Source organism: Cellulomonas terrae, assembly GCF_007990265.1.
Classification (GTDB): domain Bacteria; phylum Actinomycetota; class Actinomycetes; order Actinomycetales; family Cellulomonadaceae; genus Cellulomonas; species Cellulomonas terrae.
Window position 1 is genome coordinate 95,349 of sequence record NZ_BJWH01000015.1, and the last position, 10,687, is coordinate 106,035.

General features: G+C 73.3%; 12 protein-coding genes. 5 read left to right on the forward strand and 7 right to left on the reverse strand.

From position 1 onward, the window contains the following. Positions 1-126: 126 nt before the first annotated feature. Entirely contained in the window at positions 127-648 is a 522-nt protein-coding gene (locus tag CTE05_RS14090; protein ID WP_146846944.1) for a flavodoxin family protein, read from the forward strand. Between the two features lie 13 nt (positions 649-661). On the opposite strand, the gene CTE05_RS14095 is transcribed toward CTE05_RS14090, so the two are convergent. Beyond that, complete coding sequence (locus CTE05_RS14095; RefSeq protein ID WP_146846945.1) at positions 662-865, reverse strand: helix-turn-helix domain-containing protein; 204 nt, start codon at positions 863-865, stop codon at positions 662-664. Beyond that, positions 865-1,362 (reverse strand): DUF2975 domain-containing protein, encoded by a 498-nt coding sequence (locus CTE05_RS14100; RefSeq protein ID WP_146846946.1) that lies wholly within the window; start codon positions 1,360-1,362, stop codon positions 865-867. The genes CTE05_RS14095 and CTE05_RS14100 overlap by 1 nt, the downstream gene beginning before the upstream one ends. Before the next feature lie 280 nt (positions 1,363-1,642). Between CTE05_RS14100 and CTE05_RS14105 the strand changes: the two genes are divergently transcribed. From CTE05_RS14105 to CTE05_RS14115, 3 genes are read left to right on the forward strand one after another with little or no spacing between them, the layout of a single operon-like run. After that, positions 1,643-2,953 carry a carbohydrate-binding protein gene (locus tag CTE05_RS14105; protein ID WP_222595488.1) on the forward strand — a complete coding sequence of 437 codons (1,311 nt, stop codon included), beginning with the start codon at positions 1,643-1,645 and terminating at the stop codon, positions 2,951-2,953. A gap of 57 nt (positions 2,954-3,010) precedes the next feature. Beyond that, the gene (locus CTE05_RS14110) at positions 3,011-3,820 is read left to right on the forward strand and encodes an SDR family NAD(P)-dependent oxidoreductase (protein WP_146846947.1); all 810 of its coding nucleotides are present in this window, start codon (positions 3,011-3,013) and stop codon (positions 3,818-3,820) included. Between the two features lie 55 nt (positions 3,821-3,875). Continuing rightward, positions 3,876-5,015, forward strand: a complete 1,140-nt coding sequence (locus CTE05_RS14115) for a hypothetical protein (protein WP_146846948.1) — start codon at positions 3,876-3,878, stop codon at positions 5,013-5,015. Positions 5,016-5,051: 36 nt separating this feature from the next. Here CTE05_RS14115 and CTE05_RS14120 read toward each other — a convergent pair whose 3' ends face one another. The 3 genes from CTE05_RS14120 to CTE05_RS14130 are packed head-to-tail and all read right to left on the reverse strand — an operon-like array spanning position 5,052 to position 8,363. After that, positions 5,052-6,740, reverse strand: coding sequence for a glycoside hydrolase family 9 protein (locus CTE05_RS14120; protein WP_146846949.1), 1,689 nt, complete (start codon positions 6,738-6,740; stop codon positions 5,052-5,054). A 10-nt stretch (positions 6,741-6,750) separates the two neighbouring features. Then, complete coding sequence (locus tag CTE05_RS14125; protein ID WP_146846964.1) at positions 6,751-7,926, reverse strand: RNA polymerase sigma factor; 1,176 nt, start codon at positions 7,924-7,926, stop codon at positions 6,751-6,753. Continuing rightward, positions 7,923-8,363 (reverse strand): YciI family protein, encoded by a 441-nt coding sequence (locus CTE05_RS14130; RefSeq protein WP_146846950.1) that lies wholly within the window; start codon positions 8,361-8,363, stop codon positions 7,923-7,925. Before CTE05_RS14130 ends, CTE05_RS14125 begins: the two co-directional genes overlap by 4 nt. Positions 8,364-8,461: 98 nt before the next feature. On the opposite strand from CTE05_RS14130, the gene CTE05_RS14135 reads away from it, so the two are divergent. Next, complete coding sequence (locus tag CTE05_RS14135) at positions 8,462-8,806, forward strand: hypothetical protein (RefSeq protein WP_146846951.1); 345 nt, start codon at positions 8,462-8,464, stop codon at positions 8,804-8,806. A gap of 108 nt (positions 8,807-8,914) precedes the next feature. Here CTE05_RS14135 and CTE05_RS14140 read toward each other — a convergent pair whose 3' ends face one another. Together CTE05_RS14140 and CTE05_RS14145 are read right to left on the reverse strand one after the other, a co-directional pair. After that, positions 8,915-9,697 (reverse strand): MBL fold metallo-hydrolase, encoded by a 783-nt coding sequence (locus CTE05_RS14140; RefSeq protein WP_146846952.1) that lies wholly within the window; start codon positions 9,695-9,697, stop codon positions 8,915-8,917. 2 nt (positions 9,698-9,699) lie between these two features. Further along, positions 9,700-10,536, reverse strand: coding sequence for an alpha/beta hydrolase (locus CTE05_RS14145; RefSeq protein WP_146846953.1), 837 nt, complete (start codon positions 10,534-10,536; stop codon positions 9,700-9,702). Positions 10,537-10,687 lie beyond the last annotated feature (151 nt).

The following is a 10,687-nucleotide window of genomic DNA, read 5'->3' on the forward strand; positions in this document are numbered from 1 at the left end:
TCATCGAAGCGCTTCGACCGGAGTGTAGGGATCCGACGCCTCCGGAGGAAGGGCGCGAAACGGATAGGCCTAGGGGAGGACCTTCGGCCCGCGACGGCATCGGGTCCGACGCGACACCGTGGTCACATGACCGCTCTCGTCGTCTTCGAGTCGATGTACGGAAGCACGGCCGCGATCGCCGAGGCCGTCGCCGCGGGGCTCGCCGACCTGCGTGTCCCGGTCACGGTGTGCGAGGTGGGTCTGGCAGGGCCGCCGTCGCCGGCGACCCGACCGAGCCTGCTCGTGGTGGGCGCTCCGACGCACCAGCGCGGCCTGTCCACGGGCCGCACCCGGGACCTGGCGCGGGGCGACGGCGCGGGGACGGTGTCCCGTGGGGACGGAGTGCGCGAGTGGCTGGACCAGGTCGTCGCGCTCGCGTCCGGGCAGGCCGCCGCGGTCTTCGACACGGCCGTCGCGGGTCGGTTCGCGGGGTCGGCCGCGCACGCGATCGGCAAGCGGTTGACGCGGGCCGGCGCCGAGCTCGTGGTGCCGCCCGAGACGTTCACCGTCGCCGGCCGCTCCAGCGGGCTCCTGCCCGACGAGCTCGAGAAGGCCCGGTCGTGGGGCCGGAGCCTCGCGCTCTTCGCCGTCGCGGCCGGCGCGCGCTGACCCGGCCGGCGGATCAGACCTCGCGGCGCAGGAGGTCGCCCGGCTGGCACTCCAGCACCTCGCACAGCGCCTCGAGGGTCGTGAACCGGACCGCCTTGGCACGCCCGTTCTTCAGGACCGCGAGGTTGGCGGGCGTGATCCCGACGCGCTCGGCGAGCTCGCCGACGGACATCTTGCGGCGGGCGAGCATGACGTCGACGTCCACGACGATCGGCATCAGATCACCTCGTCGAGCTCGGCGCGCAGGGTGGTGGCCGTGCTGTCCAGGACCATCGCCTTGGCCAGCAGGATCCGCAGGACCAGCACCAGCAGCGCGATCCCGGCGGTGCCCATGCCACCGATCACGACGAGCAGGACGATCCCGGGGGCGACCGCCTCGCCGGGTGCGAGCACGAACGACAGGACGATCGCGAGCAGGGTCGCCGCCACCGCCGAGCCGATCACGACGTCGACCCACCGGAACGCGGCGGTGCTGAACACGGTGTCCCGCCGCACCATCGTGAGCAGCTGCCAGATGCAGACCAGGGCCACCTGCACGGCCAGCACGCCGAGGAACAGGATGATGACGAGCGGCCACCTCAGGTGGGCCACCTCGGCGCCGGCGTCGTCGAGGTCGCGGCCGATGGCGGGGACGACCATGGCCTGCACGGTCACCAGGGCGGCGAACATCAGCACGATCACCCCCCGGAGGGCAAGGATGGCCAGTCGGCCCATGGGAAAGCTCCTTCAGTGCGATCTATTGATTAACGATAGAAAAGTATCGTTTCTCGTGTGGTGAGGCAAGCGGTCAGAGCACGCGGGCTGCCCCACTTTTGTTAGGAGCCCTTCCATTCACCCGCTCCGGGGCAATACGGTCAGCACGGTCGGACGCCGCCCTCCCGGTGCTCCGGCCCGCGCCACCGCGCCGACGTCGTCGCGGTGAGCGCGCACCGCACCCGTCCTCGTGACGGCCGGGTGCGGTACGTCCGTCCGCTCGCTCTCGGAGGGTTCCCCCATGGTTCGTCCCACCCGTCCCCGCCGGATGGCCGTCGCCGCGCTCGCGGCCGCGGTCGCCACCGGCCTCGTCGCCACCGTCGGCCTGACCGTCACCGCCTCGGCGGCCGTCGCCGCCGACACCTGTGCGCAGAAGTCCCGTCCCACCGGCAAGGTCCTGCAGGGCTACTGGGAGAGCTGGGACAACTCCAGCGTCCACCCCGGCCTCGGCCACATCCCGATCGACGACCCCCGCCAGGCGCAGCACGGCTACAACGTGCTGATGGCCGCGTTCCCGGTGATCCTGCCCGACGGCACCGTGAAGTGGCAGGACGGCATGGACGCGGGGGTCGACGTCCCGACGCCCGCGCAGATGTGCGCCGCGAAGGCCCAGGGGCACACGATCCTCATGTCCATCGGCGGCGCCAACGCCAGCATCGACCTGTCGTCGGCAGCCGTCGCGGACCGCTTCGTCGCGACCATCGTGCCCATCCTCCAGGCCAACAACTTCGACGGCATCGACATCGACATCGAGGCCGGGCTCACCGGCTCGGGCAGCATCGGCACGCTGTCGCCGTCGCAGGCCAACCTCATCCGGATCATCGACGGGGTGCTCGCCGCGATGCCCGCCGGGTTCGGCCTGACGATGGCACCCGAGACCGCCTACGTGACGGGCGGCGCGGTGGTGTACGGCTCGATCTGGGGCTCCTACCTGCCCATCATCAAGAAGTACGCCGACAACGGCCGCCTCTGGTGGCTCAACATGCAGTACTACAACGGCTCGATGTACGACTGCGCGGGCAACTCCTACGCCGCCGGGACCGTGGCGGGCTTCGTCGCGCAGACCCGCTGCCTCGACGCCGGGCTGACCGTCCAGGGCACGACGATCCGGGTGCCGTTCGACAAGCAGGTCCCCGGTCTGCCGGCGCAGGTCGGTGCCGGTGGCGGGTACATGTCGCCCGCGCTCGTCACGCAGGCCTGGCAGCAGCTCGGCGGGGCGCCCAAGGGGCTCATGACCTGGTCGATCAACTGGGACGGGTCGAAGGGCTGGACGTTCGGCGACAACGTGCGCTCGCTCGTCGGCGGCACGACCCCGACACCGACCCCGACGCCCACCTCGACACCCACGCCGACCCCGACGGCCACCCCGACCCCGACCCCGACCCCCACCCCGACCCCCACGACCCCCAGCGGGAGCTGGGCGGCGTACAAGGCGTACAAGGTCGGCGACGTCGTGACCTACTCCGGCACGAGGTACACCTGCCGGCAGGCGCACACGTCCCTGCCGGGCTGGGAGCCGCCGAACGTCCTCGCGCTCTGGCTGCCGGCCTGACCCGGGCGGCCCCGCCGCAGTACGGTCGGCCCATCCGAACGGCAGGGGGCGCCGGCGATGAAGGTGGCAGGCACGACCGTCGTCGTGACGGGCGCGGGCGACGGCATCGGCCGTGAGCTGGTGCTCGGGCTCCTCGCCCGGGGTGCCCGCGTCGCGGCGGTCAGCCGGACCGAGGCGCACCTGGAGGAGACGGTCGGCCGCGCGGGCAGCGCGGTCGACCGTCTCTCCACGCACGTCGTCGACGTCACCGACCGGGCGGCCGTCGAGGCGCTCCCCGACGCGGTCCTCGGCTCCCACGGGCAGGTCGACGGCGTGGTCAACTGCGCGGGGATCATCCAGCCGTTCGTCCCGCTGCTCGACCTGGCCTATCCGGAGATCGAGCGCGTGATGGACGTGAACTTCTGGGGTCCGGTGCACACCGTCAAGGCGTTCCTGCCCCACCTGCTCGCTCGACCGGTGGCGCACCTGGTCAACGTCTCCAGCATGGGCGGGTTCCTGCCGGTCCCCGGCCAGACGGCGTACGGGGCGTCGAAGGCGGCGGTGCGGCTCCTCACGGAAGGTCTGCACGCCGAGCTCGCCGGGACGAGCGTGTCCGTGACCGTCGTGTTCCCCGGAGCCACCCGCACGGGCATCGTCGCGAACTCCGGGGTGCGGACCCCGGAGATCTCCGACGCGACGGCCCGCCGGCTGGAGAAGAGGATGACGTCGGCGGCCACGGCTGCGCGACGCATCCTCGACGCCGTCGAGCGCGACGCCTACCGGGTCACGGTCGGCACCGACGCCACGGTGATGGACCTGCTCGCGCGCCTCGCACCCGAGCGCGCCGCGCGGCTGGTCCGCACGAGGATGCGGGAGCTGCTCGGCTGACCGGTCGGGGTGCTCTACGGTCGTTCCCGGACAGGCCGAGGACGGGGGGCGGATCGTGCGGGTGCTCTACGACGACCTGGTCGACGTCGACTACGGCTTCCTGGAGCTGGGACCTGACTACGCCCGGCACGAGTACTTCCTCGAGTCGCGTGGGGGACAGCGCAACGGCCTGTGCGGCGCGCAGGTACCGGGGCACCTGACCATGGCCATCGGCCTGAACGACGGCGAGGTGCCGGTGCGTGTCGAGGTCCACGAGGTGGTCCCGTCGACGGACCCGGTGTGGGAGGACGTGGTCGAGGTCTCCTTCGCGCCCATCGATGCCCCGTACACCCTGACCGCGTTCCAGTTCGGTGTCGTCCTCGACCTGCCCGTCCCCGGCACCTATCGCGCCCGGTGGAGCGCGTCCGGGATGGATGCGGCGCACGCGAACGGCATCCCCGAGGGTGGATCGGCGCCCGACCGGTACCTGCTCCAGCTCTGGCCGGCCCCGTGGGGGCCGGACGAGGTCGTCCGACAGTCGAGCAAGTTGGCCGCCTACTGGCACTCCGTGGCGGCCGAGACCCCTCCTCCACCGCCCCCGCCGACGCCGGAGGAGGTCGCGGTCGCACTGGCCCGGCAGGAGGAGGAGGACTGCCGAGCCGCGCTCGCGCACGCGGCGCGGCTCGAGGCGCTCCATTGGGGCGGCCGGCCCCCGACCGACGATCTGCGCGCCTGGGGGTCGCCCGCCGCGCAGCTGGCCCACCAGGACCGGGCGCTCCTCGACGACCTGGCGACCCTGACCCCGGAGCAGCAGCGGGAGGTCGCGCTGTGGACGGCTCGGCGCGCGTGTGACCACGCGGGTGTGGCTGACCGGCCCGAGGTGGTCGAGGCCTTGCGGCGCGTCGCGCGCGGGGAGCCGTCGGCTCCGTTCTGGCAGGAGTGGTCGAGCGCCTGGGACGCGGTCTTCCCGCCCGAGCCCGGCGAGGTCGTCGAGACGGTGGTCACCCTCGTCGAGGGTGTCGGCCACGTCTCTGCGGCGGCACCGGAGATGGCCGCGGTCGGTGCCCTGATGGCCGTGACCGACCCGCACGCCGGCCGCGCGGTGGCCGGCGCGGTGGACTACCTGGGCCACAGCCTCGGCGACCCGCGCACGAGCTTCGACGAGGTGCGGGATCTGGTGGCCCGGCTGAGGGCGACGGGCGGCCCCCCGACGTGACGGCGCCGCACCTCACCTCGGCGGCACCGCGCCCGGTCAGGTCGCGAACGGAGACCCGCGGTCGGTCTGCCCCCGGTCGAGGAACGTCGTGACCCAGACCAGCGGCGCGTTCCATCGGATGCACACGTCGTTGGTGACCTCGGACGTCGGCTCGTCCAGGTAGCAGCACTGCGGCGGCAGGCCCCGCAGGCGGTCGTCGTAGGGGAAGTCGGGCGCGGGGACCGAGTTGGCTCCGCCCGCGAGCGCGCCCGGCGGGGGCGGGGGCATCGACGGGTCGAGGTCGTGGCCGAACTGGCGGGTGCGCTGGTGGTGGGTGTGGTCGGTGCCGTGGCCGGTGACGTAGCTCTGGCCCAGCGCGTTGCGGCCCAGCAGGTAGTCGACGCCCTCCGCGACGGCGTCGCGGTACGCGGTGTCGCCGGTGACCAGGTGCGCCGTCCCGAGCACGACGAGGTTGTTCAGGATCCGCCCGTTCGACCCCCAGCTCCACCCGGCGGCCGGGGCGTACGGCTGGCCCCACGGCTGCTGGGCCTGCAGGGCGAGGAACCGGTCGGCGCCGGTGCGCACGGTCTCCACCACCCGCTCGTGGTCGGCCAGGCCGGCACCGTGCAGCGCCAGGTCGAGCCGGGCCGGAGCGCCGACGGCGTCGAAGTCGAAGCCCGCGTCGTCGAACGGGTCGGTCGCGTCCTCGGGGGCGCGGAGGACCTCGAGCTCGTAGGCGTGGTCGCCGGTGGCGAGCCACAGCTCGGCCGCCGCCCAGTACAGGTCGTCGCCGGTCTGGCTGTCGTCGTAGGGTCCGCCTCCGTGGCGCGCGTGGTCGTCCGGGGCGAGCAGGTCGGGATGCTCGCGGGCGGCGTCGTAGGCGGACCGTGCGGCCGACTCCAGCCGTGCCGCGTAACCGGGATCAGCCGTCCGGAACCGGCGCGCGCCCGCCGCGGCGGCGGCAGCCAGGTGGAGCGTGGCGGTGGTCGACGGGCGGTGCAGCACACGCTCGGTCGGGTCGAGGTGCGGCCAGCCGGGCAGCGGTGACCAGGTGGTGCCGTGGACGCGGTGGAACGCCGTGCCGGCGAGCGGGTGACCGGCCGGCACCTGCATCCGCAGCAACCAGTCGAGCTGCCACCGGCACTCGTCGAGGATCCCCGGGTCGCCCGGCGCGAGGTCGAGAGTGCCCAGGAGCTGCCACACCGCGATCGCGCCGCTGGTGACGTACTTGCCGTAGTCGCCCGCGTCGTACCAGCCGCCCGACACGTCGTAGGTGCCGCCGTCGTGCCAGCCGGGGTAGAGCTCGACCGCCGCCCGGACGGCGGTGTCCGGGTGGCCGGCGGGGCGTTCGTAGCCGGGGACGACGATCGCGGTGCCCGAGCGCATCAGGGAGAAGAAGCGCAGGGCGTCGTCGCGCAGGCCGGCATGGAGCCGGGCGCCGACCCGGAACCGATGGCTGTGCGCCGAGGGCGTCTGCACCGTGTACGCACCCTCGGGCAGGTCGCCCAGGTCCAGGACGTGGACCGGCAGACCGGAGGTGGGCTCGGGCCGGACGGGCCAGGGATCCGAGACGCCCTCGTGGACGACGCGACCGTCGTCGTCGACCACCGTGACGGTGACCGGGTCGACGTCGGCCGAGACGAGCGTGGCTCGCATCGGCCGGCCAGGGGCGTACCCGACCTGGTTCACCCGCACGGCGGGACGCCGCGCGAGGACCTCGTCGAGGGACCACACCGGTCGGCTCACGCGCGGCAGCCTACGACCCGAGCCGCGCGACCTGCGCGTCGAGGTAGCGGCGCTCCGCGAGGTTCGTCGCGCGGGCAGCGGCGCGGCGGTAGTGGGCGAGCGCGCGGTCGTGGTCGCCCGCCTGCTCGTGCAGGTGCGCGCGGAGCTGGTCGAGGCGGGGGAGCGACTCGTCGAGACCGTCGAGCAGCGCGAGCCCGGCGGACGGCCCGCCGACCATGGACGCGGCGACCGCGCGGTTGAGCGTCACGACGGGGCTGCCGGTCATCCGTTCCAGCAGCTCGTACAGCGCGAGGATCTGCGGCCAGTCCGTCGCGTCCGCGGTGGGTGCGCGGTCGTGGATCGCCGCGATCGCCGCCTGCAGCTGGTACTCCCCGACGGCTCCGCGTCCGATCGCCCCGTCGAGCAGCGCCGTCCCTTCGGTGACCAGGGCGGGGTCCCACCGGCTCCGGTCCTGGTCGGCGAGCGTCACCGGGGTGCCGGACGCGTCGGTCCGGGCGGGACGTCGCGCCTCCGTCAGGAGCATCAGGGCGAGCAGAGCGGCGACCTCGGGGTCGTCGTCGGCCGCGTGCACGAGCCGCGTCAGGCGGATCGCCTCGTCGGACAGGTCGTCCCGCGTGAGGTCGGTGTAGCCCTCGTTGAACATCAGGTAGAGCACGCGCAGGACGCTGCGCAGCCGTACCGGGTGCTCGTCGGGCGACGGCATCGAGAAGCGTTCGCCCGCGACCTTCTGCTTGGCCCGGCTGATCCGTTGGGCCATCGTCGCCTCGGGCACGAGGAACGCCCGGGCGATCTCCGCGGTGGTCAGCCCGCCGACCGCCCGCAGGGTCAGGGCGATCGCGGACGTGGGGGACAGCACCGGGTGGCAGCACAGGAACAGCACCGTGAGGGTGTCGTCGTCCTGGGCGGTCGCACCCGCCACCGGCTCGGACGCCACCTTCGCCTCGCGCTCGCGGCGTGCCGTGTCGCTGCGCCACTGGTCGACCATCCGTCGCGACGCCGTCTGCAGGAGCCACCCGCGCGGCTGCGCCGGGACGCCGTCGACGGGCCAGTGCCGCGCCGCGGCGATCAGCGCCTCCTGCACGGCGTCCTCCGCGGCGTCGAAGTCGCCCCACCGGCGCGCGAGCGTGCCGAGGACCTGCGGCGCGAGCTCGCGCAGCAGGTCCTCGACGTCGCGGGGGACGTTCAGCGCGGGGTGCTCGCCGTCTCGAGGTACGCGTTCATCTCCTCGACGCCCGACGGGCCGTCGTCCATGATCCGGCGCACCTGGATGGGCTGCTGCGTCGGGACCCCACCGCGCCCCGGCACCGCGGAGACGAGCCCGGCGATCTCCAGGGCGCGCTCCTCGGACTCCACGTCGACGATCTGGTAGCCCGCGACCCACTCCTTGAACTCCTGGAACGGCCCGTCCGTGATCACCGGCGTGACGCCGTCGGACCGGACGATCTTCGCCAGGTCAGGACCCGTGAGGACCTCCCCGCCGACGAGCTCACCGTTGGCGGCCAGCTCCGCGTTCAGCCGGCCGTAGTAGTCCAGGTGCGCGGCGACCTCGTCGTCGGTCCACTCCGACATCGGGGACTCGTCGGGACCGCTCTGGAAGTCCACGATCAGCAGGTACCTCGCCATGACTGCTCCTCCTTCGTCGTGCCCAGACTGGCACTGTCACTCGAAGGACGGAGCCGGCGCGAGTTTCTCTACGTCCCGAGCGGGAGTAGTTTCCGCGCATGGACCCGACGACCCGGACGACCGGCCGGCTGGTGCCCGCCGGCGGCGGTCACGTGCCCGTGCGGGTGCGCGGGTTCCACGAGGACCACGCCCCGCCCCGGACCCTGCCGCCGGGCCGCAGGTTCGCCGTGGGGCTGGCCCGCAGCGAGCACGACGTCGTCAAGGTCCTCGACGGTGACACCGTCCTCGGGTACCTGCCCGAGGCGTGGTCGCAGACCATGGACTTCGAGCTGTGGTCCTGCGAGCAGGCCGGCGAGCCTGCCCTCGCGCGGGCGGTCCTCGAGGGTGCCCGCGGCGAGCGGGACCTGTTCGTCATGCTCAGCTGGCGGCGGGGCCGGGCCTGAGCCTGCCGGACGACGGGCCCGTCGACGAGCACCTCCCCCCTGGCCGGCTCGCGGCCCTGATCGGCCGCCCGCGTGAAGGGTTCGTCACAGCCGGCCGCGACGAACCCTTCACACGACGACGGCCGTCGGTCGGCCCGGGTCCGCCCAGACGGTGGTTCCGCCGTCCGGCGCGAGCTCAGGTCGCTGCAGTGCCGCCGGGCCGTCCAGGAAGTGCGACCACCCCTCGTGGTGCACAGGCAGGACGGTGCGCGGCCGCACCGCCCGGCACAGCTCGCGCCCCTCCACGACCGTCATCGTGTAGCGGACGGGGCCCGTCGTCGGGAACCGGACGCCGCCGAGGTGCACGACCACCGTCCCAACGTCCAGCCGCTCCGGGACCCGCCGCACGTCCGACGTCAGCACGGTGTCGCCGGTCACCCACACCGCCCCGTGCTCCTGCCCCTCCCACGTGAGGCCGAAGCCCGTGACCGCCCCGACGAGCACCTGCGCGCCGACGGGTCCGTGCCGGCCCGGGGTGGCCGTGACCGTCAGGGTCGGCCGGTCGGGGTGCGTCAGCGTCGTCGCCTCCCACGGGTGCAGCCCCTGGGCGGGAGCGCCGAGCCTCCGTGCACCGGGGACGGTGGTCAGCACCGTCGGGACCCCGGCGAGCATCGCGCGGCCGGCGTCGTCGAGGTTGTCGGCGTGGTGGTCGTGGCTGAGCAGGACCGCGTCGACCGCCCCGACCTCCTCGACCGAGAGCGCCGGACCGGCCGTCTTGCGCGACGACGTCCCCCAGCCGAACGAGTAGGTCCGGCCGGGGGCGTCGAACGTCGGGTCGGTCAGGAGCCGCCACCCCTCCACCTCGAGCAGAGCCGTCGGCCCGCCGATGTGCGTGAACGTGAGCGTCGACACCCTCAGGACGCGTTCACGGTCGAGGCCGGCGACCACGAGGCGTGCGCGAGCGCCCACTCCAGGGCGCGGTCGGCGATCTCCTCCCAGCCCTGCCCGGCGACCATGAGGTGCGGGCGGCCCTCGTAGGTCTCGTGCTCGGTGACCGTGCCCTCGCCCTTGTAGTGCTTGGCGTTCGACGCCTGCACCGACGGCGGCATGATGTGGTCCTCGGAGCCGGACAGGAACAGCAGCGGCACCCGGTTCGGGTTGTGGAAGTCCACCCACGCGTCCTGGTGGCCGGGCTGGACGTTCGCCAGCACCGAGTCGATGAGCACGCGGCCCGACGCGGGGATGTGGTACCGCTCGTAGAAGTACTGGGACTCCTCCGGCGTGTACGTGTTGGTGAACGCGTACGTCCACTCCTCGAACGACAGCCCTACCGCGCGGTGGTGGTTGGCGGGGTTCTTCACGACGGGGAACACCGACTTCAGCTGCGACCACGGCGTGACGCGGACGCCCTCCACCGGGGCCGAGTTCAGCGCGACCGCCGCGCTGCCGTGCCCGCGGTCGAGCATGAGCTGCAGGAACGTCCCGCCCGCCGAGTGGCCCATGAGGATCGGCTTGGTGGGAGTGTCCAGCGCGCTGATGTACGCGTCCAGGTGGGACGCGATGGCGTCCACCGTGAGGTTCGCGATCGGGGTCGGGTCGGCCCGCAGCGCCTCGACCTCCACCTCGAAGCCCGGGTAGCCGGGCGTGTGGACCGTGAAGCCCTTGGCCTCGTAGTACGCCTTCCAGCCCTCCCAGGAGCGGGGCGTGACCCAGAAACCATGGATGAGCACGATCGTGTCCGGAGCCGTCATTGCGCCACCTCGTCCCTCGTCGCGTGTCCGGTTCGTCCGACCGGTTGAGGAGCACTGTGGCACTCGGCGCGCCCGCGCGGTGGTCTGTGGGTGCACAGATCTGGTGCTGGTGTGCAGGTCAGCGGCCCGTCGACCGGGGTTCGACCCGGTC

Bases quoted from the DNA above. Each gene is read 5' to 3' on its own strand.
- CTE05_RS14145 (WP_146846953.1), bottom strand. From the start codon at position 10,536: ATGACGGCTCCGGACACGATCGTGCTCATCCATGGTTTCTGGGTCACG.
- CTE05_RS14095 (WP_146846945.1), bottom strand. From the start codon at position 865: ATGCCGATCGTCGTGGACGTCGACGTCATGCTCGCCCGCCGCAAGATG.
- CTE05_RS14090 (WP_146846944.1), top strand. From the start codon at position 127: ATGACCGCTCTCGTCGTCTTCGAGTCGATGTACGGAAGCACGGCCGCG.
- CTE05_RS14105 (WP_222595488.1), top strand. From the start codon at position 1,643: ATGGTTCGTCCCACCCGTCCCCGCCGGATGGCCGTCGCCGCGCTCGCG.
- CTE05_RS14130 (WP_146846950.1), bottom strand. From the start codon at position 8,363: ATGGCGAGGTACCTGCTGATCGTGGACTTCCAGAGCGGTCCCGACGAG.
- CTE05_RS14100 (WP_146846946.1), bottom strand. From the start codon at position 1,362: ATGGGCCGACTGGCCATCCTTGCCCTCCGGGGGGTGATCGTGCTGATG.
- CTE05_RS14135 (WP_146846951.1), top strand. From the start codon at position 8,462: ATGGACCCGACGACCCGGACGACCGGCCGGCTGGTGCCCGCCGGCGGC.
- CTE05_RS14110 (WP_146846947.1), top strand. From the start codon at position 3,011: ATGAAGGTGGCAGGCACGACCGTCGTCGTGACGGGCGCGGGCGACGGC.